Origin of the sequence: Sphingopyxis sp. (assembly GCF_016704835.1) — a bacterium.
Taxonomy (GTDB): domain Bacteria; phylum Pseudomonadota; class Alphaproteobacteria; order Sphingomonadales; family Sphingomonadaceae; genus Sphingopyxis.
Genome location: NZ_JADIZJ010000001.1, coordinates 623744 through 650673, shown reverse-complemented (window position 1 = coordinate 650673; position 26930 = coordinate 623744). Strand labels below are relative to the sequence as shown.

The following is a 26930-nucleotide window of genomic DNA, read 5'->3' as shown; positions in this document are numbered from 1 at the left end:
GATGCGCATCGAACGATGTGCGGCGCGCCTTTGGGCAATTAAGGGGACGGTTAACATGCGCAATTTTGGACGAAATCGCCGGTCGTTGGGCCGCAACAGCCGCTTCGGCGCGGCCATGACCGCACTGGCGCTCGTTCACAGCGTGCCGGCGCTGGCGCAGGAGGAAGCCGCTACGACGAGTGTGAGCGAGGCGGGACCCGACGACCAGATTATTGTTACCGGTTCGCGCATCGCCCGCGATGGTTTTCAGTCCCCCACGCCGGTGATCGTGATGACGCAGGAGGACATTCAGAACACCTCGCCGTCGAACAACATCGCCGACTTCGTCAACCAGTTGCCGCAACTCGCCGGCTCAACCAAGCCGGCCAACTCGCGGCTGAATATCTCCAACGGTTCGGCGGGCATCAACGCGCTCAACCTGCGCAACTTGGGTGAAAGCCGCGTGCTCGTTTTGGTTGACGGTCGCCGTTCAGTCGGATCGACGATCTTCGGCTGGGTGGATATCAACACGATTCCGCAGGCGCTGATCGAACGCGTAGAGTTGGTCACTGGTGGTGCATCATCGGCCTATGGGTCGGACGCGGTGACCGGTGTGGTCAACTTCATCCTCAACAAGAAGATGGAGGGGCTGCGCATCACCGGCGACATCGGTATCACCGATGTCGGCGATGGCTTCCATTATTCGGGCAGCATAGCGGGCGGCACCTCGTTCGCCGACGGCCGCGGTCATGTCGTTTTCAACGCCGAGATCGCCCATCAGGACGGTATCTACGAAGTCGATCCGAACGACCGACCCTGGAATCACAAGGGCTATCTGGCCTTTTCAAACCCTGCCTATACGGCAACCAACGGCCAGCCTGCCTTCATCACCTTCCGCGAGAATGCCGGGCAAACGAACCAAGCGCCAGGGGGTTTCATCACGGGTTCGGCCGGAACGGTCGCCAACTCGCTGCGCGGCCTCTATTTCGGCCAAAATGGCCAGGTCATCCCATTCCAATATGGCTCGTTCAACTCACCCGCACTCGGCGGCGCTGCCGCCGTAACCCGCACCGTCGGAGGCGACTGGCGCGTGAACGATTCGGGGCGTCGCATCGGCCTGGCGCCCAAGGATGACCGCTACGGCTTCTATGGCCGCGCGAGCTTCGACGTCTCGGACAACGTGACGCTGTTCGCTGAAGGCTCGTTCAACAAGCAGGAAGTGTTCTTCAACGCCGGTCCTAACCTCGGTTCGGCGACGCTCAACACGACCGGTTGCACGGTGGTGCCGACCCCGATCACGTGTAACGCGTTCGCGCTCCAGACGCTCGGCGCCGCGCGTTTGGCGGGCGTTACCAGCGTCAGCGTCACCACCACAGCGGCCGACCTGCCGTTCCGCGGCATCAACAACAAGCGTCAGGTCCAGCGCTATGTCATCGGCGCCGAAGGTCAGTTCGACGCGTTCGGCAAAGAGGCGCGCTGGGATATCTACGGGCAATACGGCCGGTCCGACGTGCGCGAACAGTTGCGCAACATCATGAATGTCGCGAATATGGCGAATGCGACGAATGCTGCCTTTGCACCGGCGGGCAATGCGGGCGGCTACGCCGCCGGTTCGATCCAGTGCCTGATCAACGTCGATGCGAGCACCACGAACAACGATGCGGCCTGCGTCCCGCTCAATCGCCTTGGCATCGGCGTCGCCGATCCCGCAGCGATCGACTATGTGCTCGGCGATCCGTTCCGCAAACAGGTACTCGAACAATATGTCACCGGTGCCAACCTGTCGCTGACGCCCTTCGCGACATGGGCCGGCGACGTCAGCATCGCGCTCGGCGGCGAATATCGCGAAGAGAAGATCCGCGGCACGGTACCGGCGGAATTCCAGCCGACCATCAATCCCAACGGCACGACGTCCAACCGTTGGTCGGTCGGCAACTATCTGCCGTTCAGGGGCAGCTACAACGTGAAGGAAGCCTATCTCGAGACGTTGATCCCGCTGGGCTTCGGTCTCGAATTCAACGGCGCGGTGCGCGCGACCGACTATTCGACGTCGGGCTATGTCACGACGTGGAAGCTCGGCGCGACATGGGCGCCGATCGAGGACATCCGGTTCCGCGTGACACGCTCGCGCGACATTCGCGCGCCGAACCTGAACGAGTTGTTCCAGGCCGGCACCGCGAACAGCGATTCGGTGCGCAACCCCGCCTTCACCCCCGACCTCGCCAACGGCCCGCAATTCTTCCCCTATTCGGGTCTCACGACGGGCAACCCAGCCCTGGAGCCGGAAAAGGCCGATTCATGGAATATCGGCGGCGTGGTCACTCCGCGTTTCCTCCCGGGCTTCAGCGCATCGGTCGATTATTTCCGTATCGATCTGCAGGACGCGATCGACTCGATCAGCGCGCAGGAAGTGGTCAACCGCTGTAACGAAGGGGTGCTGGCATTCTGCGACGCGATCACCACCGATCCGGTGCGCTCGACCCCCACAGTGCCCTATCTGCTGATCCGCACCCAGCCGTTCAACTATGTAAGTCGGCTGGTGCGCGGTATCGACTTCGACGCCGCCTATCGCTTACCGGTCGGCGAAAACGGGGCGATCACGCTGAAGGGCACCGCGACGCGCTATATCGAGAACATCGCAGACACGGGCATCGCCGGAACGACACCGCTGAACACCGTTGGAGCAAATGGCGGTCAGGCGAGCACACCCAAGTGGATTTTCCGTGCGAATGTGAACTACTCCACTCCGACGTTCTCGGGCACAGTCACCGGTCGCGGCGTCAGTTCGGGCAAATATCTCGCGAACGCGATCGAATGCACATCAGGGTGCCCAACCTCGACCAGCCAGTTTCCGACCTATGACAACAACCACGTCAAAGGGACTTTCTACGTCGATCTCAACCTGACCCAGAAAATCCCCGCCTGGAACGCGTCGGAAGCAGAATTTTTCTTCAACGTCACCAACTTGTTCGATGCCAACCCGCTGCTGCTGCCCGAAACCGGCCTGGCCGCGAACAGCACCTATTCGGACCTGCTGGGCCGCACCTTCCGCGTCGGAGTGCGTTTCAAACTGAAGTGACCCAAGGCCAATGAGGAAAAGGGGAGGGCGTCGCTGCTCTCCCTTTTTTCGTTCGTTGCACGGCCAGGAGAGCCTTTACCCTAGGTCGCCAGCATCCACGCCAGGCGCCGCTGGACATTATTCGGCGCCTCACTTATATACCAGCCGTTATGGAAATCGATGCCGCCACCGTCCCGAAAGGCCGTCCGCGCGAATTCTGCGTCGATGCGGCGCTCGCGGCGGCGCTGCGCGTGTTTTGGTCGAAAGGCTATGAGGGCGCGTCGATGGCCGACCTCACCGAAGCGATGGGGATCACCAAGCCCAGCCTTTATGCCGCGTTCGGTAACAAGGAGGCGCTGTTTAACAAGGCGCTCGACCTGTATGAGCGCGAAAAGACCGATTATATGCGCGCCGCGCTCGATGCGCCGACCGCGCGCGGGGTGGCAGAGCGGCTGATGTACGGCGCGCTCGATATGTATACCTGTCCTGAAAATCCCAACGGCTGCCTGGGGGTGATCAATTCGGTCGCTTGCGGCGCCGAAGCTGAATGCATCCGCGCAGCGCCACCGCGAAGCGCGCCATGCTCGAGCGCTTTACGCGGGCGAAGGATGAGGGCGATTTTCCTGACGACGTCGATCCGGGCGGACTTGCGGCATTTTTGACCGCGATGAACCAGGGTATGGCGGTGCAGGCAGGCTCCGGCGCAACGCGTGCTGAACTCAAACGGCTGGTCGAAACTGGTTTGAAGCTATGGCCGGGGCGCTAATTAAAGAAATTTACTAAGCGGTACACAAAGACGCTTGACGCTGTGCCTGCAGATTATATACTAATTGGTACATAACGGGCTCTCCCCCCGGACCGGCCGCCGCGCGACGATGATCGCACGGCGGCCGGAACTCTTGGTATCCGGCAGGTGAAACCCATCGCAACGGCGCCAGTACCAGACTGCATCTTTGCTATCGTTTACGCGGCTTTTACCACTTCTGGTGCATGACATCCCCCGATGTATTTGGCTGGGGATAAATGATGGACAGCATGCGCGGACTGCTTTCGGGCAGCCACGACCAGGATGACGGGGCGATCGATCCGCCCGCGTCGGTCGGTGTCGACGAACGGCGGATGCAGGTGCGCGCCTATAATTACTGGGCATCACTGCTCGCCGACCGCGCTTATCCCTCGGTCGAGGATCTCGACCTGGAGGGCGCCGACTTCGGTTCGAACGCCGTGCTGCTCGACTTTACCGCCGGGGTCGAGAATCCCGGCATCGCCTTTGTCGGTGACCGGCTGCGCGCCGAGTCGCAGATCGACGAGGATGTCCATTACATCAGCCAGATTCCGGGGCGTTCGCTCCTGTCGCGGCTGACCGACCATTATCTCCAGATCATCGCCAACCGCGCGCCGATCGGGTTCGAAGCCGAATTCGTCAACGATCGCGGCGTCACCATCATGTACCGCGGCATCCTGCTCCCCTTCTCGTCCGACGACGATACGATCGATTTTATCATGGGGGTGATCAACTGGAAGGAAGCGGCGCCCGCCGACCAGGCCGCCGAATTGCAGTTGTCGGTCGAACAGGCGCTGCGCAGCGCGGCGCCGTTGACCGCGCCGGTGCCGGTGTGGGCCGACGGTCCCGATAGCGAACATCTCGACGACGATGTCGATGGCGATGCGACTCCCGGCTTTGGCGCGTTGGTCGACAGCAGCGACGTGCCATTCGAGGCGGATGTCGACCCTGACGACGAGCCGATGAACAACATCGACCCAGGCGCCGACGCCCAACTCGCCGACTGGCTGGCGCTGGCGCGCGAAACCGCCGAGCGCGCGATTGCCGCCGACAGCCGCAGCCGCGGGGCGCTGTATCAGGCGGTCGCCAAGGCATGGGATTTTGCGCTCGTCGCCGAGCAGCAGCCCGAAGCCTTTGCCGCTTTGCTCGACGACGCCGGGCTGGCAGTGCAGGACCGCGCGCCGATGACGCCGGTCGTGAAGCTGGTTTTCGGGGCAACCTACGACAAGACCCGCCTCGCCGAATATGCCTGTGTGCTTGGCCATGCCAAGGACGAAGGCGTCGGGCGCGGCGAACTCGCTGCCTATCTCGACCGCTATCCAGGCGGGCTCAAAGGCTTGATCAAGGATGCGCGCGCACGCCGCAAGCCCGAGCGCGAAGTCGCTGCAAAGGTGGACGACAAGCTCGACGCGCTGCGCACCGCGCATCCGGCGATCATCCTCGAACATGACGCGGGTGACGCCGAATTTGTCGTGCTGATCGCGCGCGCGATGCCGGGCGGACACATTGGTATCGTCGCCAAGGCGGCGGATGATCCCGCACTGATCGCCAAGCTTGCGCGCAAAGCGGTACCGATCACGGGCGGCTGAGTGCGTACACGCAACAGTCGATCCGAAAGTTGAAATAATTTAACGCCGACGCGCGAACGAGGTCTTGAGCCGCGCGCGCCACAGGCGCATAGGGTGCGGAGCGAACGGGCCCCCGCCGATCGTCGGCAGGGATCCCCATCTTTTGGTTCGGGATGCTGCACTTTATGCCTCAAATTTCGTCCGCCACGCCGGAAACGGACACGCCAACCGCCCCCACCGCCAAAGTCCCCCCCAAAATTGCCGCCGCCTATCTGGCCGCGCTGCACGGCAGCGCGTTGCCCGGCGAAGGTGACGATATGGACAAGGCCGCGCTTGCTGACGCCAGCCAGTTTGCGGGGCGCGCGTCGCTCGACCGCGCCGCCGAAACCCCGTCTTTGCTGCTCGAACCGATGGCCGCCGACGGCACCGACCGCCGCATGCGGCTCGTCATCGTCAACGACGACATGCCGTTCCTCGTCGATTCGACGTCGCAGATCGTCGCCGCGCAGGGACTCGCCGTCCACCGCATCCTCCACCCCGTCGTCGCGGTGACGCGCGATGCCAAGGGGCATTTGCTCGAAGCGGGCGAGGGGCCAGCGCGCGAGTCGGTAATTTATATGGAACTCGAACGCGGCGATGCGCGGGCGCGGCGGCGGCTGCTCGACGCGATCGAGGGTGCGCTGCGCGATGTGCGCGCTGCGGTGCGCGACTGGCGCGCGATGCGCGCCGCGATGCTCGCCGATGCCGCGATGCGCGTCGAGGGCGAGGCCGCCGAACTGCTTCGCTGGTTCGAAGGCGGGGCAATGACCCAGCTTGGCCATGAATGGCGCACCCGCGACGGCAAGGTTCAGGATCCCTTGGGGGTGAGTGAGAGCAGCGAGAGCCAACTGCTGTCGCCCGCCGCGCTCGATGCGGCGTTTGCCTGGTTCGATGATCGCGGCCAGGCGCCGCTGTTGATCAAGTCGAACCGTTTGTCCGCGGTCCATCGCCGGGTGCTGCTCGACCTCGTTATCGTGCCTGAAATGAAGGGCAAGAAGGTCGATCGCCTGTCGATCCACGCGGGGCTGTGGACCAGCGCAGCGCTGTCGGCGCGTCCCGATAAGGTGCCCGTGCTGCGCGCGCAGCTCGACGCGCTGATGAGCAAATTCGGCTTCGACCCGTCGGGCCATGCCGGCAAAGCGCTGGCGCATGCGTTGACCGCGCTGCCGCACGATCTGCTGATCGCCTTCGATGCCGCCTCGCTCGAAGAGCTGGTGCTGACCTCGATGTCGATCACAGACCGGCCGCGGCCCAAGCTGGTAACGGTGCGCAGCGCGCTCGGCCGCCACCTGTTTGTGTTCGTCTGGCTGCCGCGCGACGAGGTGTCGACCGGCCGCCGCATCGCGGTCGAGGCAATGCTGGTGCGCGAGGCGAAAGCCGGTGTGATCGGCTGGACGATGGTGCTCGAAGATGGCGGCGCGGCGTTGCTGCGCTACACGCTCGATCTGCGCAGCGGCGGCGTCGTACCCGACACAGACGCGCTCAATACCCAGCTCGAACAGATGGTGCGCGGCTGGCAGCCCGAGGTCGAGGCGGCGTTGGCGAAGCGCGGGGACCCCGGCCGCGCCGCGGCGCTGGCGGCGCGCTTCGCCCCAACCTTCCCGCCCAATTACCGCAACCTCTATAATCCCGCCGAAGCGGCGCGCGACATCCTGCGCCTGCGCGATCTCGACGCCGACAATCCGCGCAGCGTCCGGCTCGCGCGCAAGACGCTCGACGGCGACGACCGGCTGCGGCTGAAGGTTTATAGCGCGGTCGGCCCGCTCGCGCTGTCCGACGTCGTTCCCGCGCTCGAACATTTCGGATTCGAGGTGCTCGAGGAAATCCCGACCGCGCTTGGCCAAAGCCGCGCGCCTGGGACGGACGCTGACGAAGAGCCACCGATCGTGATCCATGATTTCACGCTGCGATTGCCCGCGACTGTCGATGAACTCGCCCTGCTGCCCTATGCCGAAGTGCTCGAAGGCGCGATTGCCGCGGTGCTTGGCGGCCGGGCTGAAAATGACGCCTTCAATGAGTTGGTACTCACCAACCAGACCGATCCGCGCGCGATCGTGTGGTTGCGCGCCTGGTTCCGCTATCTGCGTCAGGGCGGGTCGGCCTATGGCATGGATACGGTGGTCAGCGCGCTGCGTCATGCCCCTGCTCTCACCGCGGCGCTGATCGAGCGTTTCTCCGCGCTCCACGATCCCAAGGCGCGCGATGTAGCGCGCGCCGAGGCACTGGAAACCGATATTCTCGCGGGCTTTGCCGACATCAAATCGATCGACGAGGACCGCATCCTCCGCCTGTTTCATGCCGTGATCGGCGCGACATTGCGTACCAACGCCTTTGCCCCGGCGGCGGAGGAAGCGCTGGCGTTCAAGATCGATTCGAGCCTTGTCCCCGGCCTGCCCAAACCGTTGCCCTGGCGCGAAGTGTGGGTCTATTCGCCGCGGGTCGAGGGCATCCACCTGCGCGCCGGTCCGGTCGCGCGCGGCGGGCTGCGCTGGTCCGATCGCCGCGACGACTTCCGCACCGAGATCCTCGGGCTGATGAAGGCGCAGCGCGTCAAGAACGCCGTCATCGTGCCGACCGGTGCGAAGGGCGGCTTCTATCCCAAGGCGCTCCCCGACCAGTCGCTCGACCGCGACGCGTGGTTCGCCGAGGGTACCGAATGCTACCGCATCTTTATCCGCGCCTTGCTATCGATCACCGACAATCTGGTCGCCGGCAAGGTCGTGCACCCCAAGGGCGTCGTGATCCACGACGGTGATGATCCCTATTTCGTCGTCGCCGCCGACAAGGGCACCGCGACCTTCTCCGACGTCGCCAACGCGCTCGCGATGGAGCGCGACTTCTGGCTCGGCGACGCGTTCGCGAGCGGCGGGTCGAACGGCTATGACCACAAGGCAATGGGGATCACCGCCAAGGGCGCGTGGCTCTCGGTGCAGCGCCACTTCGCCGAAATGGGCGTCGATGTGCAGACCGAGACGATCCGTGTGGTCGGCTGCGGTGACATGTCGGGCGATGTGTTCGGCAACGGCATGCTGCTGTCGAAGGCGATCCAGCTGGTTGCGGCGTTCGACCATCGCCACATCTTCCTCGACCCCAATCCCGATCCGGCGAAAAGCTGGAAGGAGCGCGAGCGGATGTTCAAGCTGCCCCGGTCGAGCTGGGCCGATTACAATGCCAAACTGATCTCGAAAGGCGGGGGCATTTTTCCGCGCAGCCAGAAAAGCATCCCGCTCAGCCCCGAAATCCAGACGCTGCTCGGGCTGACAGTGTCCGAAATCGACCCCGGATCGCTGATCTCGGCGATCCTCAAGGCGCCCGCCGACCTGCTGTGGTTCGGCGGCATCGGCACCTATGTGAAGGCCGCGAGCCAGAATAATGCCGAGGTCGGTGATCCCGCCAATGACGCGCTGCGCGTCGATGCCGAGGATCTGCGCGTGCGCGCGGTGGGCGAGGGCGCGAACCTCGGCACGACGCAAGCGGCTCGCATCGCCTTTTCGGCGAAGGGCGGGCGGATCAACACCGACTTCATCGACAACAGCGCCGGCGTTGATTGCTCGGATAACGAGGTAAACATCAAGATCGCGCTCAACCGCGAGATGACCGAAGGGCGACTGGCGCAGGACGCGCGTGACGCGCTGCTGGTGCGGATGACCGACGATGTGGCCGAACTGGTGCTCGAGGATAACCGTCTCCAGGCGCTGGCGCTGTCGATTGCCGAAAAGGGCGGGTCGGCGGCGGTCGCCTCCTACGTCCGGCTGATGGAGACGTTCGAGGCGTCGGGCCGCCTTGACCGCAAGGTCGAAGGGCTGGCGGCAAACGATGAATTGCTCCGTCGCGCCGCCGAAGGGCGGGGTCTGACCCGCCCCGAACTCGCGGTGCTGCTGTCGACCGCCAAGCTGGCCTTGCAAGAGGCGATCGAAATCAGCAGTCTGCCCGACGATCCGGCACTGGCGAGTGATCTTGCGGCAGCGTTCCCGACCGAAATGCAGCGCGATTTCGCCGCGGCGATTGCTGATCACCAGCTGCGCCGCGAAATCATCGCGACCAAGCTCGCCAACCGCATCATCAACCGCATGGGCATCGTCCATCCGTTCGAACTCGTCGAAGAAGAGGGCTGCGCGCTGGGAGACATCGCCGCGGCGTTCGTCGCGGTCGAGCGCCTGCTCGACCTGCCCGCTCTCTGGGACGCGCTCGACGCGGCAAAGATCGACGAAAGCGTGCGTCTGTCGCTGTTCAGCCAGGCGGCATCGGCAATGACCTCGCAAATGGCCGATTTGCTGCGCGTGACGCAAGCGCTGGCGCAGGCGGGACCAGTGGTCGCGCGGCTCGAACCCGGGGTCGATCGCCTGAACGCCAGCGTTGACGGGCTGCTCAGCCCGTCGGTCAAGCGCCAGTGGGATATGCTCACCCAGCAACTGCTCGAGGCCGGCGCGCCCGAGGCGCTGACCGCGGCGGTCGTACGGCTGTTCAAGACCGACGGCGCGATCGGCATCGTCGACCTCGCGGAGCGACGCGGCGACGACGAGGTTGCGGTAACCAGTGCATTCACCCATCTGGGCGAAGCGCTCGGGCTGGACTGGGCACAGACGCTAGCGGCGCATATGAGCCCCGGCGATCCGTGGGAACGCCTGCTGGTCAACAGCTTGGCGCGCGATTTCCAGCAGATGCGGCTGACTTTCCTGGCGCAGCTGCCGAAAGGCGATCTCGATACCGCGGTGACCAAATGGCTCGCCGACCATGCCCCGCGGGTGGCGCAATTCCGGGCAACGGTCGAGCGGGCACGGACGATCCCGAACCCGAACGGTGCGATGCTCTCGCATATTGCGGGACAGGCGCGCGGGCTCTTGGGTCGGTAAACATCGCGCCCCATAGCCTCGTCATCGGGAGCGAAGCGAAGCAATCTCCAGCCCTCGATGTTATGCGAGGTCGAAAACTGGAGATTGCTTCGTCGCTTCGCTCCTCGCAATGACGCAGATTGAGAAAGCGATCGAAGTCCATGCCTTTCCAACCCCGCGTCGCTATCCTTGTCCCAGCGCCCGATTATTACGAAAACTGGCACCCCGCCTTCACGCGCAAGGCGGCGGCGCTGAGCGGCGCCGGGCTGGTCGTCGAGCAGCGGGTATGGACCGACCCCGGCGATTTGTCGGGCTATGACCTGATTCTGCCGCTCTTTGCCTGGGGGTATCAGCGCGATGTCGCGGCCTGGTACGCGCTGCTGGACCGGCTGGAGACCGAAGCGTTGCCGGTCGCCAATCCGGTGCCGGTGCTGCGCTGGAACAGTGACAAGGCGTATTTGGGCGAACTTGGCGCAAAGGGCGTCGCGGTGGTGCCGACGGTCGAGGTCGCCGCGCTCGACGATTCCAGCCTTGCCGCCGCGCGGTTGCAACTCGGCGCCGAAGAAGTCGTGATCAAACCGGCGATCTCGGGCGGCGCCGACGGCACCCACCGCATTGCGGCGGGCGATGCGATCCCTGCTGACGCCTTAGGTCAACGCCGCCTTGTCCAGCCGCTCATGCCGGGCATCCTGACCGAGGGCGAATTTTCGCTGTTCTTCTTCGCCGGACAATTGAGCCACGCAATCGTCAAGCGCCCGGCGTCGGGTGACTTTCGCGTCCAGGAACAATTTGGCGGACGCGAGACGGTATGGGAAGCAAGCGATGCCGCGCGCGCTCTGGCGGCGGCGGCGCTGGCCGCGGCGCCGGCATCGCCGGATTACGCGCGCGTCGACATGGTCGGCGACGCTGCGGGCAAGCTCCACATCATGGAGCTCGAACTGATCGAACCCTCGCTGTTCCTGCATCATGCCCCCGACAAGGGTGCGGCGTTTGGGACTGCGGTTTGCGCGGCGATCTAGTCGGCGGCGCGTCCCCGCCACAACCATTGCCGGATCGCCGAGGTCAGGTTCGGCGGGTCGCCCGCTTCCATCCGTTCGACGTCGATCCGCGCGACGAGCGCGTTGACGGGGAGCGCCTGGCGGGCGGCTTCGGCCTCGAGCGCGTCCCAGAACATCGGCTCGAGGCTGATCGAGGTCGGATGGCCCGCGATCGTCACCGAGCGTTTGACCGGAGGATGGAGCGGCGCGCTCAACGGCGAGCGCGCCAGCGTTGCAGGATCCATGCGGCTGCCACGAATTCGATCGCGCCGACGACGAAGCCTAGATTGGGAGGGGTCTTGAGGCCGAAAAGCGCCAGACCGGCCACGAGCAGGATCACGCCGCCGAGCCCCCAATAGCCGACCTCACCATATAGCGTCCGAAACAGGAAATAGCGCGCGCCGACGATGGCGGCGAAGGTGGGGATGGCGAGGTCGGGTGCGCGGACCAGCATCACCCACGCGATCATCATCCCGGCGAAAAGCGGGATCGTCGCTTCGCTCGCGAGCGTTTCGAGCGGCTTGCCGACTGTCGCCTTGGGGGCGCGCAAGGCGATACGTTCGATCAGGACGCCCAGCGGGTGGATCGCCATGCCGCCGAAGAACAGCGCGGCAAAGGCGGCGCTGATGCCGTGCAGCTGCCAAATGATTCCGGCGATCAGCCAGACGAGGCCCGAGACGAGGACACCGGGGGCGCCGCCGGCGTAGGCTTGCGAAAGGTCGCGCTGGGCAGCGGTTAGGGACGCGTCGGTCATATCGTCGGTGTAGCGCCTCAAGCGGCGACGGCAAAGCCGCCGCCCGCCGTCAGACAGGTTCGACGATCTTGCTGATCGCCGCACCGCTGGCCGTGCCGGACCGCGGCTTCGCCACCGGTTGCCAGTTCGCCGTTCGCTGGCGCCAATGGCTTCGCTGGCGACCTCGGCCGGTCAGTACATATGCTGCCCGCCGTTGATCGACATCGTCGATCCGGTCACGAATCCCGCATCTTCGCTGCACAGGAACGCTACCCCGCGCGCGATTTCATCGGCCTGGCCCAGCCGGCCGACCGGGATCTTGGCAACGATCTTTTCCAGCACCTGCGGCGGCACCGCGGCGACCATGTCGGTGTCGATATAGCCTGGCGCGATCGCGTTGACGGTGACGCCCTTCTTGGCGCCTTCCTGCGCCAGCGCCTTGGTAAAGCCGTGGATGCCCGATTTGGCGGCGGCATAATTGACCTGGCCATATTGCCCTGCCTGGCCGTTGATCGACCCGATATTGACGATGCGGCCCCAGCCGCGTTCGACCATGCCTGGAAAGCACGCCTTGGCCATGTTGAAGCAGCCGCCGAGATTGACGCGCATCACGTCGTCCCAGTCGGTATAGCTCATTCGGGCGAGGGTGCCGTCGCGGGTGATGCCGGCGTTGTTGACGACGATGTCGACGGGGCCAAATTTTTCGGCGATGCGCGCGCAGCTATCGAGGCACGCCTGATGGTCGCCGACGTCCCATTTCATTGCGGCGATGCCGGTGCGTTCGGTAAAGGCCTTCGCCTTTTCGTCATTGCCCCCATAGTTCGCGATGACGGTGACGCCCTGTTCCTGCAATTTGAGGCTGATTGCCTCGCCGATGCCCCGGCTGCCGCCGGTGACGATTGCTACGCGTGCCATATAATCTACTCTCCCATCGAGCTTATGGCATCATGATTAGGGCGCGCACGCGGCCGCCGCAAGTTTACCGGAACGTCAATTGCAAAGCTATTCGGCGGCATTGACGGCGGCCCGGGTCTGACCTTAGTTGCTCACCTGCACCCGCAGCTTGGTAAAGTTACCCACTGCCAAGTCGGCCTTGTCGATCGTGACGACCAGATTGTCGCAGTCGCCGAATATCCGGCTCATCAACCCGCTGGTCGGCAGATCGAGCAAGACGGCGTCACGATCCTCGTCATAATCATGGACATAGCGGAAGGGTTCATGCCCGATTGCCGCCATTTCGCGCGCAGCCAGGTCGCGCCAATAGGGCTCGAAAAAGGCGCGCATCGGCGCCGAAAGGCTGTCCGGGTTGGCGCACCAGGCGTGTTTGGCGCGATCAAACAGGATCGTCTGATAATCATGCACCCACAAATTGGCGTCGGCGCGGTGCGTGGTCAGCGGCAAAGTGATGGTGTCGTACGCGTCTGCGCCGGTTTCGGGGTCGATCCGGTGCACCGCCTTGGCCCAATGGACCGCGTGCAGCGCCGCCATCACCGCGCTGGCGTCGCTTGTCGAAAAAGCTTCTTTCGCGGCGCTTTCGTGGACGATGGCGACAATCTCCGCGGCGCGGACGCGCGCTTCGCGATTGATCTCGGCGCGCTGCTCCAAGGTCACAATGTCCTCAGCGCTTGCCCCCGGCGACGGCACAGCGTCGGTCATCAACCGGTCGAGCCGCATTTCGAGGATCGCGACCATCGCGGTCATGCTGCCCCAGTCGAACGGATGGAAGGCCGGATCGGCGATGTCATAGCTGCGGTTGTACAGCATCGCGCCAGTTTCGCTGGGATCGGCCTCGACCCGCGGATCGCCGTCGCCGGGGCGTACTGCGACCAGATCGACCGGCCATTCGGGAAAGGCGCGCACGGCAAAGGATTCGAGGTCGCCGAAGCGCAGGCCGCCGTGCGGGCCGAACCATCCGTCGGGATCGTCGAGCGCCAGCGGTGGCGACACTGCGACATCGGTATCGCGCACATGCAGCACCTGCATATGATAGCCGCGGCGATGAATAAAAAAGGCAAGAGCGCCGTCGCGCGGACCCAGTCCGCCCCACAGTGCGGGCGGCAGGCTGGCGCAGTCGATCTGGGCGAGGAAGTCGGCGGGCTCGCCGTCGATCTCCGGCCAATCCATCCCTTCGGGTAAGCGTGGACGCCCGCCGAGCCAGCTGTTGGTCGAAATTGCATCGCGCAGCGGGATCTGCGGCACGAGGCGCAACGTGACGGCTTCGGTTTCGATTTCGGCGTTCCCGATCCGATGCGCTTCGCCCTCGACCTCGGCCGCCAGCGCTTCGAGCGTCGCCTCGACCGCATCGTCTTCGCCATCGGAGACGGGGATTTGCCGATAATCATAGTCGGTCGGCGCCTGGGGTTCGAGCGGCGCCTTCCCGCTGACCCGGGCGAGCCGCGATGCCGAGATTTCGATCGGGTCGACCTCGACCTTCGCCTTGCGCAACAGTTTGGGGATCCGGCTTGCACCTGGAGCACGCGGGACGCGCGGCACGGCAGGTGCGGTGCGCGGACGGCGCAGCCACCATATGGCAAAGACGAGCGCCACAAAGGCCAGCGTGATCCCGGCGAGCGTCAGCGCTGCCGATTGGACCTGGTTCATTGCGTATCTCCAAATTGCCACGACCGGACCGTTTCGGTGCCGCGTCGGAGCAATCTAGCGCATGGACCTAAACACTTGGTAACTATAGCCAGCCTGCGAGTTCGCGGCGCACGAGCGTCTCGATCATCGCCATGCCGGGGGCTTCGGCATTCAGGCAAGGCAGATAGGTGAAGCGCCTGCCGCCGGTGGCCTCGAATTGTTCCTTGCCGCGGATGGCCAGCTCTTCGAGTGTTTCGAGGCAATCGGCGGAAAAGCCGGGGGCGAATATGGCAACGCTCTGGCCCGCTTTGCCGAATGATTCGAGCTGCGTGTCGGTCGCGGGTTCGAGCCACTTGGCGCGGCCGAAGCGCGACTGGAAGGCGACCTCGACGGGGCGGCCGAGCGCTTTGGACAGCAGTCGAGCGGTCTTGCGGCACTGGCAATGGTAGGGATCGCCCAGATGCAGCGTCCGTTCGGGCATGCCGTGGAAGCTCGCGAGTAGGACGTCGGGGGTGAAGTCGAGCGCGGCCAGCCCCGCCTCGACCGACGCCTTCAGCGCGCAGATATAGGCGGCATCGTCATGATAGGGCGGTAGAAAGCGCACCGCTGGCTGCCACCGCAGCGTCTTCAAATGCTCACCGACCGCATCGACCACGGTCGCGGTCGTTGCCGCGCAATATTGCGGATACATCGGCGCGATCAGAATGCGCTGGCACCCCGTCGCCATCAGAGCGTCGATCGCCGGACCGATTGCGGGTTTGCCGTACCGCATCGCATAAGCGACCTGCACCGCATCGCCAAACAACAGTTGCAACGCTTCGCTTTGCGCGCGGCTGATTGCGGCGAGCGGCGACCCGTTTTCAGTCCACACCTTCGCATAAGCATGCGCCGATTTTTTGGGCCGCGTGGTCAGGATGATGCCGCGGAGGATCGGCTGCCACAAGATTTGCGGGATCTCGACGACCCGGCGGTCAGATAGAAATTCGGCCAGATAGCGCCGCACCGACGGCGCATCGGGCGCGTCGGGGGTGCCCAGATTGACGAGCAACACGCCGATGCGCGGAGAGACGACGGGCGGATGAGCGGGGGGCAGGGTCATAGAGGGTGCGCTGAAAGCGGCAGGCGGCGGATGCGGCGGCCGGTCGCCGCGAACATCGCATTGGCTATCGCGGGCGCGACGACGGGCACTGCGATTTCGCCCAAGCCGCCAGGCTCGCGGTCGCTGTCGACCAATTCGACGAGGATTTGAGGGGTCTGCGACAGGCGCGGCAGGCCCAGCTGCGCCAGCTTGCGCGCCGTCGCGACACCGCCTTCATAGTCGGTCGTCGCGCCGATCGCGGCGGCGAGGCCAAAGACCAGCCCGCCCTCGATCTGCTGCCGCGCGATCGACGGATTGACGAGACGCCCGGCGTCGACGACGGCAACCAGCTGTTCGACCTGCAACCCCTTGTCGCTCTGCCGCGCCGTCGCCATCAGCGCGATATGGCTGCCGCGCATGCTGTGGCACGCTAGCCCCTGCGCGGTCCCCGACACGCCGCCTTCCCAGCCGCCAAGGCTGGTCGCTGTGAGCAGGCAGCGCGCGAGCAGCGGCGCGTCGCCGAGCATCGCGATACGATAGGATAAGCCGTCGGTCCCGGCGCGCGCCGCCATTTCGTCAATGAAGGATTCGGTGAAAAAGGCGGTATAGCTGTCAGCATTGCCGCGCCACCGCCCGGTGGGCAGGCCGATGTCGGCGGGGCAATGATCGACCGCGTGGTGTGGAATCGCATAGCTGCTCGCCGCGCCCTCGACCGCGGCGGCGTCGGCGCTGCCCGCCGCGGCGCGCTGCGCGACGTCGGCGGGAATATTGTCGAACAGCCGCGCGCGGACTTCGTGATTGGTCGGCGGCACCGCGATCCGGCTCACCAGCGCGTCAATTCCGCCGGCCGCGTTCAGCGTCGCGCTCAGCCGCGCCCGCGCCGGCGCGCGCGGCGGCAGGCGCATGATCTCTTCGGCGCGCGACCAGGCGAGTTGGACCGGGCGGCCGACTTGTCGCGCGATGATCGCCGCCTGCACCGCGGCGCTATGGTCGAGGCAGGCGTCGAACGATCCGCCCGCCATCATCGGGAACAAGATGACATCACCCATGGCCAGCCCTGTCGCCCGTGCGATGGCGTCGCGGCATTGGGCGGGCGCCTGCGTCGCGACCCAGACGCGCAACCTGGCGCCGTCGGGGGCAGCGGTAGCACTGCGCGTTTCGATTGGCGCATGAAGTGCGGGCGCGACTGCATATTCGACCGCGACTTTGGTCCGCCCGGTCATCGCCTCGGCGACGTCGCCCTTGTGCGATACACGGTAGCCGCCGTCCTTCAGCGCCTGTTTCAGCGCCGCGTCTATCCGGTCGGTCGAGATCGGTGTTCCCGCGGTTTCGAACACCGGGGCAAAGCGGTCGAGCGCGCGATTCGCTGCCCACCAGTTGCGCGCCACCGCCGCGACCCAGCGTTCGTGGGTGACGACGTGGAGCAGACCCGGCGACGCCATGCCTTGCTTGCGGTCGATGCTTTTCAGTCGCGTCGCGCCGAGCGGCCCCTGCCGGATTGCCGCGAAAACCATGTCGGGAAGGCGAATGTCCCCCGCATAATTGGCCGAGCCGTCGATCTTCGCGGGCAGGTCGAGCCGCGTCAGCTCTTTGCCATAAAGGGGATCGCCGCTGCTGGCGCGATAGACGGGTTCGGCGGGCGGTTCGAGCAATGCCGCCGCGGCAGCAAGCTCACCAAAGCGCAGCTTCCTCTTGCCCAATAGGACGAAGCCGTCCTGCGTATCGCAGTCTTCCCAATCGGCGTCCCAGCGCGCCGCCGCCGCCATCATCAACAGCGCCCGCGCCTGCGCCGCCGCGGCGCGGCACGGCGCCTCGAACATCCGCACCGACGAGCTGTTCGCGGTCAGCATCACCGCGTTCCGCACTGCCCATTCGCGCCGCACCCAGCCGCGCACGTCGGACACGAAATCGGGCACCCCGGCGCGCGGGGTAAAAACCGCGCTATCCTCATCGACCAGCAATGTGTTGGTATAAAGCGGGCTGATCGGTGCGGTTTCGACCGCGATTGTCCGCCAGTCGGCGCCGAGCTCATCGGCCATGATCTGCGGCAGCAGCGTGGTGACGCCCTGGCCCATCTCGCATTGGGGGACGACCGCACTGATATGCCCATCGTCGCCGATTTTGAGGAACGCGTTGAAGACATGCTCGTCGGGCGCCGCGGTCAGGTTCGGCTGATAGGCACGCGGCCACAGGCTCCATGCGATGGCCAGCCCGCCCGCCGCGGTCGCGCCGACCAGCATCTGGCGGCGGCTGACCCGCGGCAGCCGCGATTTGTTTTTCCCTACCGTGTCGCGAATGCCCACCATCGCCGACGCTGATAAGCGGGGCGAGTCGCGAGGGCAAAGGCTTTTGAGCGAATGCGATCCTCCCGATCGCTGCGCGACAGGGACGATTCTCCCCTACCAGCCCCAAGGCGCAGGCGGCGGAGAGACCGGCTGGCGGTAATCGAAGGTCACGCGGAAATCGCGCCCTTCGCGGTTCAGGCCGTAGGTGTAGCCATCGGGCGTCGTTTCGACCGACCAGATATTAGTGTTCGACACACTGCGCCCGGTACGGGTGAACAGCGCGATCGATTCGGCATCGACTGGAAAGGTCTGGCGCGCCGACGTGCCGACGTCTTTGGTGTCGCCGCCATACATCGTCAGCTCATCCTTGCTGCCGTCGGCGTGGCGATGGTCGTGCTTGAGGCGCAGCCCTGTCATGGTCCGGGTGATGACCCAGGTGCGCGAGCGGTCCCAGCCGCCGTCGGGGCCAAGCCCTTCGATATGAAAAGGGATTTCGATGCGGTCGGGCGTACAGCTGCGGACATGCATCACCATCGCCGTGCCGCGCATGTCGGCATCGGCCTCCTGATCGCTTGCGATCCTGCCCGCATACGCCTTGCCGCAATGGGCGGTGATTGCTGCGAAGAAAGCGTCTTGCGGGTTGGCGTGAACCCGGGCCGAGGCGCAACCGGTCAGTGCGGTGGCGGCGAGCAGGGCGAGCGCCGCCTTCACCGCAGCAACCCCAACCGCGGAATCTCGATCTTGGGACAGCGGTCCATGACCGCCGTCAGCCCCGCCACATCGGCGCGCTTCGCTGCAGCGTCATTGATCACGCCCAGCTGCATCCACACCGCCTTGGCGCCATGGACGATCGCCTCGTCGACCGCCGACCCGGCATCCTCGCTATTGCGAAAAATATCGACGATCTCGGCGGGCGGCTCGACATCGGCGAGGGTCGCGACGACGGGCGCGCCGTGGATTGTTGTGCCGGCATGCCCCGGATTGACCGCGATCACGTCATGACCCTGCGCGACCAGAAAGGCGAGGACGCCGTTCGACGCGCGCGCCGGGTTCGGCGAGGCGCCGACCACAGCGATGCGGCGTTTCTGTCCCAGCAATTCGCGAATTTCACCCTCGTCGTTGATCGCCATGTCTATTACCTCGGTTTGCGCGTGCTCAGCCAGTCCGCGACCTTCGCCGCTATCGCATGGAACGGCTCGCCCGCCGGGTCGGTTCCGGCGGCGGGCGGCACGCCGCCGTCGCTGGCCAGCCGGATGCCCATCGATAGCGGGACGCGGCCGAGGAAGTCGAAGCCCATCGTCATTGCCGCGGCTTCGGCACCGCCGCTGCCGAACGGGTCGCTGACTTCGCCGCAATGCGGACAGGCATAACCCGCCATATTTTCGACCAGCCCGATGATCGGCACGTCGGCCTGCTCGAACAGGCTGATCGCGCGCGTCGCGTCCATTAGCGCCAGATCCTGCGGCGTCGATACGATCACCGCGCCTGCAGGTTTGTGTTTCTGGATCATCGTCAGCTGGACGTCGCCGGTGCCAGGCGGCAAATCGACGATCAGCGTGTCGATATCGCCCCAGCTCGCGTCGACCAGTTGTTCGAGCGCCTTGCCTGCCATCGGCCCGCGCCACGCGATCGCTTGCCCCGGCGCGGCGATCTGCCCCGTCGACAGCATCGGCACGCCATAGGCGTTGGGGACGGGGATCAGTTTCGATCCGCGCGATTCGGGTTTGACGCCTTCGCTGTCCATCAGACGCGGCTGCGACGGGCCATAGATGTCGGCGTCGACCAGCCCGACTTTCACCCCGCGCCGCTGCAGCGCGACCGCCAGATTGGCGGCAAGAGTCGATTTGCCGACCCCGCCCTTGCCGCTACCGACCGCGATGATCGTCATCGACTTTTTCTCCGCGGTCATCGCGATGCGGACCTCGCTGACCCCCGCTTCGTTGAGCAGACCGGCGCGCAGCTTGTCTTCGAGCGGTTTGCGATCCTCGACCGTCAGCCCCGACACGTCGAGCACCACCGCCAGCAATCCTTTGTCGTCGAGCAAGCGCAGCCCCGATGTCCGCCCCTCGCTCAGTTCGGTGGCGGCGGTGGTCAGGCGGGCGATGGCGGCGCTTTGATCGGTCATGTCCGCGGCAGATAGGCATGCGCCGATCAATTGCCACCCATTTTCGCGCGCACCCCCTGTTAATCGCGCGCGTCGACCCTATAAAAGCCCTATGAACGATAAAATCGACGGCAACATCGAACGCCGCAGCCCGAGAGGATTGCGGCAATTTTTCGAGGCAATCAGCCTGATGGCGAACAGCCCGTGGGGCAATGGTCCCAAGGACGGCGATGGCGACCGTGGGGGCGAAGGGTCTGGCGACGGCAAAAAGCCCGGACCGCGCAATCCGTGGGTCACCCCCGATCCGATCGACATCAATCGCGGCCGCAAGCCGCGCGGCCCCTCAGCGCTTGACGAGCTGCTGCGCAAGGGGCGCGGCGGCTTTGGCGGCGGCGGCTCGGGCGGCGGTGGCCAGTTCAACCTGGGCGATTCGGCGAAATTCTGGAAATGGGGCGTGCTCGCCGCCGCGGTGCTTTGGGTGATCTTTTCGTCCTTCCACATCGTGCCGCCCGAAAAGGAAGGCGTCGTTACTCGGCTTGGCAGCTATTCCCGCACGGTTGGTCCGGGGGTGAAATTCACCTGGCCGGCGCCGATCGAGCGCATTCGGCTGGAGGACGTTCGCGCGATCCGCACCATGGCGGTGGGTTCTCCCAATGCGACGGACGAGAATTTCGTCCTGACCCGCGACCAGAGTCTGATCGATCTCGCTTACGAAGTGCGCTGGTCGGTGCGCGACCCCGAGTTGTTCTTTTTCCAGCTCGCCGATCCCGAAGGCACGATTCGCGAGGTCGCCGAAAGTTCGATGCGCGCGACGGTTGCCAATTTCAACCTGACGGATGCGATCGGCCCCGGCCGCGTCGAGATCGAGGCGCAGGTGCAGCAGCGCATGCAGGAACTGCTCAACCAGTATCGCGCCGGTGTGTCGATCCAGGGCATCGCGATCCGCCAGGCCGATCCGCCGAGCCAGGTCGACGAAGCGTTCAAGGAAGTCACCGCGGCGCTGCAGGAGCGCGAATCGGCGATCAACCTGTCGCGCGCCTATCAACAGCAGGTGCTCGAACGCGCTCGCGGCGACACCGCGGCGTTCGACCAGATTTACGAGCAATATCGGCTGGCGCCGGGGGTAACCCGCAAGCGGCTTTATTATGAAACGATGGAGAATGTGTTGTCGAATGTCGACAAGACTGTCGTCGAAGCGCGCGGGGTGACCCCCTATCTGCCGCTTAACGAGGTGCAAAAGCGTATCCCGGCCACACCGCCCGCCGCGGCGACGAAGGGAGGCGAATGATGTTTAATTCGCTGTTCCAGAACCCCGTCCGTTTGCTCGTGGGGGTTGTCGCGCTGCTCGTCATCCTGTCGCAATCGCTGGCGATCGTCCCCGAGGACAAGCAGGCGCTAATTCTGCGCTTCGGTGAAATCGAGCGTACCGTGAACCGTTATAAGCCGAACGAAGATTTCGGCAGCTCGGGCGCTGGGCTCGTCCTGCGCGTGCCGTTCACCGACGGCATCCAATATATCGACAAGCGCATCATGGGCGTGAACATGGAGCGCCAGCAGGTGCTGTCGACCGACCAGCAGCGGCTGCAGGTCGACGCCTTTGCGCGCTTCCGCATCACCAATCCGGTGCGCATGTACACCGCGATCCGCACCGAGGAGCGCTTGCAGCAGCAGCTCGCGACGATCCTGGGTTCGTCGCTGCGCAACGAGCTGGGCAAGCGCACCTTTGCGACGCTGCTGTCGCCCGAGCGCGGCGCGGTGATGGACAATATCCAAGTCGCGCTGAATCGCGAGGCCAATAAATATGGCGCCGAGGTTATCGATGTCCGGATCAAGCGCGCCGATCTCCCCGAGGGCGCGACGCTGATCGCGGCGTATAACCGCATGCGTTCGGCGCGCCAGCAGGAAGCGACCGCGATCCGCGCCGAAGGGCAAAAGGAAGCGCAAATCATCCGCGGTAACGCCGATGGTGAAGCCGCGCGGATCTATGCCGCCAGCTTTGGCAAGGATCCCGAATTTTACGATTTCTATCGCGCCATGCAAAGCTATCGTCAGACCTTCCTGGGTGAGAATAACCAGGGGGGGACGTCGATCATCATGTCGCCCGACAATGAATATCTGAAGCGTTTCAGCGGCGGTTGATGCGATCGGGCGCTACGGTGAATGGAACCGAAAGCGCCCGTTCATGTTCAATTGGCGTTCAGCCGCTGCGCCGCAGACCGCCGCAGCCGGGGTTATTGAATTTTTCGGATGAGAAGAGGATTTTCGATCGTGCGTTATGTTTATGGCATCACTTCGGCCTTGCTGGCGGGTGGCACCGCGCTGGCGCTGGTCACCCAATCCCCCCTCGGCGCACAGGTCGCGCAGAATGAATCGAGCGAAATCGCGAAAGTCGTGCCGCGCTCGGGCGCACCCGAAAGCTTCGCCGATCTGGTCGAACAGCTGCAGCCCGCGGTGGTCAATATTTCGACCAAGCAGGAGGTTACGCTCGGCACCCGGATCAATCCCTTCGCCGGGACGCGCGAGCCGATCACCCAGGAACAGCAGGGTGGCGGCTCGGGCTTCCTGATCTCGACCGACGGCTATATCGTCACCAACAACCACGTGATTTCGGGCGGCCCGCGCGGCGAGGCGGTCAATCAGGTTACGGTCACGCTGACCAACCAGAAAGAGTATCGCGCGACGATTATAGGCCGCGACGTCGCGTCCGACCTTGCGTTGCTCAAGATCGACGCGACGGGGCTGCCGTTCGTGAAGTTCGCCGACAAGAGCACCGGACGTGTCGGTGACTGGGTCGTCGCGATCGGCAACCCGCTCGGGCTTGGATCGACGGTGACCGCGGGTATCATCTCGGCGGTGCAGCGCAACCTTGGACAGGGCGGCGCCTATGACCGCTATATCCAGACAGATACCGCGATCAACCGCGGCAACTCGGGCGGACCGCTGTTCGATTTGCAGGGCAATGTCGTTGGCATCAACAACATGCTGATCTCGCCAGTCGGCGCCAACATCGGCGTCAATTTCGCGATCCCCGCCGAAGCGGCGATCCCGGTGATCAACGCGCTGCGCGCCGGTGAAAAAGTCCAGCGCGGCTATCTCGGCATCGGCATCGCGCCGGTTGACGAGGATCTGGCGGCGGCGCTTGGCTTGCCCAAGGATCGCGGCGAGTTCATCCAGCGCGTCGAACCCGCGCAGGCGGGTGAAAAGGCCGGACTCAAGCGCGGCGACGTGGTGACCAAGGTTAATGGCCGCGAAGTGACGCCGCAGCAGACGCTGTCTTACATCGTCTCGAACACCAAACCCGGCACACGCATCCCGCTCGAGATCATTCGCGACGGCAAGCCGCTGACGCTCAACGTCCTTGTCGGCACGCGTCCGCCCGAGGAAGAGCTGGCCGGAACCAACTTTGACCCCGAAGAGGAACAGGCGGTTCCCGAGGATCCGACCGGTGCTGCCGACAAGGCCATCCAGGACGAACTCGGCCTGTCGGTGCAGGTGGTGACCCCCGACATTGCACGCGCGGTCGGGGTCGATGCCGGAACCAAGGGTTTGGTGATCGGCGCCGCTTCGGCGAACAGCGATGCCGGCCGCAAGGGCCTGCGCCGTGGCGACGTGATCCTCAGCGCTAACCGCACTCCGGTTGCGACCAGCGATGCGCTGGCGAAGGCGGTTGCCGATGCCAAGCGGGCAGGGCGCGACGCCGTGCTGCTAGAAATTCTGCGCCGTGGCGGCCCGTCCGCTTTCATCGCCGTGCGAGTGAAATAAGCTAGCGCACTTTGGTCCAGGCGAAGGGGCGCCGGATCATCGGATCCGGCGCCCTTTTCATTTGCATGATACTCGCCATGTTCTTATTATGTTCCTTCCACATCGAGTCGGGAGGATAATGATGATTGGCTATGTGACCCTGGGCACGAACGACCTTGCCAAAGCGGCGGTTTTTTACGACGCGATTGCCGCCGAGCTCGACACGCCGCGGATGATGGAATTCGATGGTTTCATCGCCTGGGGCAAACCGGGCGGCGCGGCGGGAATCGGGCTGACCAAACCATTTGACGGCAACACAGCGACGGTGGGCAACGGCGTGATGGTGGCGCTCGAGGCCAAGGACAAGGATCAGGTCCAGCGCCTCTACGACATCGCGCTCGCCAACGGCGGCACCTGCGAAGGCCCCCCGGGACCGCGCGGCGAAGGGTTTTACGCGGGATATTTCCGCGATCCTGACGGGAATAAATTGAACGCCTTCATCATGGGGTGATGGGTTGGCGCGGGGATGGCGCTGCGGGAGTGGGAGAGGAACATTACCGATCCTCCGTGTGCCGAAGCCGTGGGGAGGGGGGCCGCTCGCGAAGCGATGAGGTGAGGGGGCCGCGACGTTTGTGCCAAAACCCCTCCGTCCGCGCTTCGCGCTGCCATCTCCCCGTCGCTGCACGACAGGGAGGAGCAGTGCGCGACTTCGATCTTTAGCCGCCACCCTCCAGCGTTATTCCAAACGCTTTCTTAGCTTATTTCGACATCATCTACGATGCCGGATGACGCAGTCGCTTCGCACCACATGCTTCTCGCGGAACTCCGGCACGCACCGCGATTTTAAAGCGACAAGGGATCGGTTTCGGCGGTCACATCCATGTCTTTTGTCTCTTTAAGGTCTCGGCACAGCTGTGGCTCGTTGCCATTTGCGAGTGAAGTGGCGCAGTTTTCTCCCGTTCCTTCCCCAACCGGCCACCGCCGCCGCGTCCAGGTTTGCCGATTGCCTGTCTCGTCCCGCCGCACTAGATCGTTGGAAAGGGGCCCAAGTGGAGGAAAAGCACAGTGAGCGACGGCAGCACGGCAAGCGAAATCTATATCGGGCTCGGGGGCGGCGGCGCAGAAAATGGGCCGCGCCAGTCGCTGGTGCTCAAACGCGCCAACCGTCATGGGCTGATCGCGGGCGCGACCGGCACCGGCAAGACAGTGACCTTGCAGGGACTCGCCGAAGGCTTTTCAGCGGTCGGCGTTCCGGTGTTCGTTGCCGACGTAAAGGGCGACCTGGCCGGCATGGCGATGGCGGGCAGCCCGATGTCGAAGATGCACGAAATTTTCGCCGCGCGCGCCGCCGAGATCGGCGATAGCGAGTGGGCGTACCGCGACAACCCCGTCATCTTCTGGGACTTGTTCGGCGAACAGGGGCATCCGATCCGCACCACCATTTCCGAAATGGGGCCGCTGCTGCTGGCGCGGCTGATGGGGCTCAACGAGGTGCAGGAGGGCGTGCTTGCGATTGCCTTTCGGGTTGCCGACGAACAGAATCTGCTGCTGCTCGATCTGGGCGATTTGCAGGCGATGCTGGTGTGGTGCGCTGAGAATGCCGACGAACTCACCACCAAATACGGCAATGTGTCGAAAGCGACCGTTGGCACGATCCAGCGCCAGCTGCTGACGCTGGAAAGTCAGGGCGGCGCGCATTTCTTTGGCGAACCCGCGCTCGACATCCAGGACATGATCCGCTGCGACGACAATGGCCGCGGCTATGTCAACATCCTCGCCGCCGACAAGTTGATGGCCAGCCCGAAGCTCTATGCGACCTTCCTGCTCTGGCTGCTCAGCGAGATGTTCGAAACGCTGCCCGAGATTGGCGACCCCGACAAACCCAAGCTCGTCTTCTTTTTCGACGAGGCGCATCTGCTGTTTGATGACGCGCCGCCCGCGCTGACCGAAAAGATCGAGCAGGTCGTTCGGCTGATCCGATCGAAAGGCGTCGGCGTTTATTTCGTTACCCAGAACCCGATCGACATTCCCGAAGATGTTGCGGGCCAGCTCGGCAACCGCGTCCAGCACGCGCTGCGCGCCTTCACGCCGCGCGACCAGAAAGCGGTGAAAGCCGCCGCCGACACCTTCCGTCCCAATCCCAAGGTCGATGTCGCGCGCGAGATTACCGAATTGAAAGTCGGCGAGGCGCTGGTGTCGTTGCTGATGCCCGACGGCGCACCCTCGCCGGTCGAGCGCACTTTGATCAAGCCGCCGTGCTCGCGCGCCGGGCCGCTCGACGCAAAGGAGCGCGCAATCATCAGGTCGATCTCGCCGGTCGAGGGCAAATATGACACCACCGTCGACCGCGAGAGCGCCGAGGAACTGCTCGCGATGAAAGCCGATCAGGCGCAGGCCGCCGCGATCGCGGCCAAGGCACAGGTCGAGGCCGACAAGCAGGCGGCGATTGCCGCCAAGGAAGCGGCGAAGGTGCAAGCGGCCGAAGAACGCGAGCGGCTGCGGCTGGAAACCGCGGCTGCGCGCGAAGCCGCCAAGCCGTCGATGACCGAAAAGATGGTGCAGTCGGCGGCGCGTTCGGCGGCGACCAGCATCGGGCGGCAGGTCGCGGGCAAATTCGGCGGCCAGCTGATGCGCGGGATATTGGGCAGCCTGTTCAAGTGAGCGACGCCGATGCGGCTCTGATGGAGGCGAGCCTGATCGCCGTCGCCGATGCCGGCATCGACATTCGCCATGCGCTGTTCGAACGATTCTTCGCCGCCCATCCCGAGCGGCGGGAGAGCTTCATTTCGGTCGATGCCGCATCGCGGCGGATGACCGACGAGACGCTCCAGATGATATTCGGGCTGGCCAAAGGCGAAGGCTGGGTGTGGCCGCTCGTCGCCGAACTGGTGTTCACGCACCGCAGCTATGGCGCGCTGCCGATTGCCGAATATGATGCCTTCATCGACATGACGGTCGCGCAATTGGGCTTGGCGGCAGGACCAGCGTGGAGCGAAGACTCTGCATTGGCGTGGCGGCAGCATGCCGATGCGCTAAAAACAATGATCCGCAAGGCGCGCGCTGAGTGGGCGACCGCGATGCCCGCGGGGGCGCCGCAAATCGCATAGCGGCC

The 26930-nt window shown here is 64.7% G+C and carries 19 protein-coding genes and 1 pseudogene; 11 read left to right on the top strand and 9 right to left on the bottom strand.

Annotation, left to right across the window (positions count from 1 at the left end; translation table 11 throughout):
• The first annotated feature begins 55 nt into the window (after nt 1–55).
• From IPF76_RS03260 to IPF76_RS03240, 5 genes and pseudogenes are all read left to right on the top strand, one after another.
• Nucleotides 56–3058 (top strand): TonB-dependent receptor, encoded by a 3003-nt coding sequence (locus IPF76_RS03260; protein ID WP_293839571.1) that lies wholly within the window; start codon nt 56–58, stop codon nt 3056–3058.
• A 149-nt stretch (nt 3059–3207) separates the two neighbouring features.
• A pseudogene (locus tag IPF76_RS03255) lies at nt 3208–3803 on the top strand (TetR/AcrR family transcriptional regulator).
• A gap of 269 nt (nt 3804–4072) precedes the next feature.
• The gene (locus IPF76_RS03250; RefSeq protein WP_293839568.1) at nt 4073–5410 is read left to right on the top strand and encodes a hypothetical protein; all 1338 of its coding nucleotides are present in this window, start codon (nt 4073–4075) and stop codon (nt 5408–5410) included.
• A 164-nt stretch (nt 5411–5574) separates the two neighbouring features.
• Nucleotides 5575–10281, top strand: coding sequence for an NAD-glutamate dehydrogenase domain-containing protein (locus IPF76_RS03245; protein WP_293839565.1), 4707 nt, complete (start codon nt 5575–5577; stop codon nt 10279–10281).
• Between the two features lie 140 nt (nt 10282–10421).
• The gene (locus tag IPF76_RS03240; RefSeq protein ID WP_293839562.1) at nt 10422–11279 is read left to right on the top strand and encodes a hypothetical protein; all 858 of its coding nucleotides are present in this window, start codon (nt 10422–10424) and stop codon (nt 11277–11279) included.
• Here the strand turns inward: IPF76_RS03240 and IPF76_RS03235 are convergent.
• From IPF76_RS03235 to IPF76_RS03195, 9 genes are all read right to left on the bottom strand, one after another.
• Nucleotides 11276–11542: a ribbon-helix-helix domain-containing protein gene (locus IPF76_RS03235; protein WP_293839559.1), complete on the bottom strand. Its 267-nt coding sequence runs from the start codon at nt 11540–11542 to the stop codon at nt 11276–11278. The two genes, IPF76_RS03240 and IPF76_RS03235, sit on opposite strands and share 4 nt — an antisense overlap.
• Nucleotides 11509–12051: a hypothetical protein gene (locus IPF76_RS03230; RefSeq protein ID WP_293839556.1), complete on the bottom strand. Its 543-nt coding sequence runs from the start codon at nt 12049–12051 to the stop codon at nt 11509–11511. The genes IPF76_RS03235 and IPF76_RS03230 overlap by 34 nt, the downstream gene beginning before the upstream one ends.
• A 171-nt stretch (nt 12052–12222) precedes the next feature.
• Entirely contained in the window at nt 12223–12945 is a 723-nt protein-coding gene (gene phbB / locus IPF76_RS03225) for an acetoacetyl-CoA reductase (RefSeq protein ID WP_293839553.1), read from the bottom strand.
• 123 nt (nt 12946–13068) lie between these two features.
• Nucleotides 13069–14631 carry a DUF1963 domain-containing protein gene (locus tag IPF76_RS03220; RefSeq protein ID WP_293839550.1) on the bottom strand — a complete coding sequence of 521 codons (1563 nt, stop codon included), beginning with the start codon at nt 14629–14631 and terminating at the stop codon, nt 13069–13071.
• 82 nt (nt 14632–14713) lie between these two features.
• Nucleotides 14714–15709: a ferrochelatase gene (hemH, locus tag IPF76_RS03215; RefSeq protein ID WP_293839547.1), complete on the bottom strand. Its 996-nt coding sequence runs from the start codon at nt 15707–15709 to the stop codon at nt 14714–14716.
• Nucleotides 15706–17994 (bottom strand): molybdopterin cofactor-binding domain-containing protein, encoded by a 2289-nt coding sequence (locus IPF76_RS03210; RefSeq protein ID WP_293839544.1) that lies wholly within the window; start codon nt 17992–17994, stop codon nt 15706–15708. The genes hemH and IPF76_RS03210 overlap by 4 nt, the downstream gene beginning before the upstream one ends.
• A gap of 93 nt (nt 17995–18087) precedes the next feature.
• Nucleotides 18088–18684 (bottom strand): hypothetical protein, encoded by a 597-nt coding sequence (locus IPF76_RS03205; protein WP_293839542.1) that lies wholly within the window; start codon nt 18682–18684, stop codon nt 18088–18090.
• The gene (locus tag IPF76_RS03200) at nt 18681–19103 is read right to left on the bottom strand and encodes a CoA-binding protein (protein ID WP_293839539.1); all 423 of its coding nucleotides are present in this window, start codon (nt 19101–19103) and stop codon (nt 18681–18683) included. The genes IPF76_RS03205 and IPF76_RS03200 overlap by 4 nt, the downstream gene beginning before the upstream one ends.
• Nucleotides 19104–19108: 5 nt before the next feature.
• The gene (locus IPF76_RS03195; protein ID WP_293839536.1) at nt 19109–20098 is read right to left on the bottom strand and encodes an Mrp/NBP35 family ATP-binding protein; all 990 of its coding nucleotides are present in this window, start codon (nt 20096–20098) and stop codon (nt 19109–19111) included.
• A gap of 91 nt (nt 20099–20189) precedes the next feature.
• Here IPF76_RS03195 and IPF76_RS03190 point away from each other — a divergent pair, with 91 nt between their 5' ends.
• The 6 genes from IPF76_RS03190 (at nt 20190) to IPF76_RS03165 (ending at nt 26925) form a co-directional block, all read left to right on the top strand.
• The gene (locus IPF76_RS03190) at nt 20190–21365 is read left to right on the top strand and encodes a protease modulator HflK (protein WP_293839533.1); all 1176 of its coding nucleotides are present in this window, start codon (nt 20190–20192) and stop codon (nt 21363–21365) included.
• Nucleotides 21365–22216 (top strand): protease modulator HflC, encoded by an 852-nt coding sequence (locus IPF76_RS03185; protein ID WP_293841893.1) that lies wholly within the window; start codon nt 21365–21367, stop codon nt 22214–22216. Before IPF76_RS03190 ends, IPF76_RS03185 begins: the two co-directional genes overlap by 1 nt.
• Before the next feature lie 129 nt (nt 22217–22345).
• Nucleotides 22346–23839, top strand: coding sequence for a trypsin-like peptidase domain-containing protein (locus tag IPF76_RS03180; RefSeq protein WP_293839530.1), 1494 nt, complete (start codon nt 22346–22348; stop codon nt 23837–23839).
• 121 nt (nt 23840–23960) lie between these two features.
• On the top strand, nt 23961–24329 hold the full coding sequence (locus IPF76_RS03175) for a VOC family protein (RefSeq protein ID WP_293841890.1): 369 nt from the start codon (nt 23961–23963) through the stop codon (nt 24327–24329).
• Nucleotides 24330–24910: 581 nt separating this feature from the next.
• Entirely contained in the window at nt 24911–26479 is a 1569-nt protein-coding gene (locus IPF76_RS03170) for a helicase HerA-like domain-containing protein (protein ID WP_293841887.1), read from the top strand.
• On the top strand, nt 26476–26925 hold the full coding sequence (locus tag IPF76_RS03165) for a hypothetical protein (protein WP_293839527.1): 450 nt from the start codon (nt 26476–26478) through the stop codon (nt 26923–26925). Before IPF76_RS03170 ends, IPF76_RS03165 begins: the two co-directional genes overlap by 4 nt.
• The last annotated feature ends 5 nt before the right edge of the window (nt 26926–26930 follow it).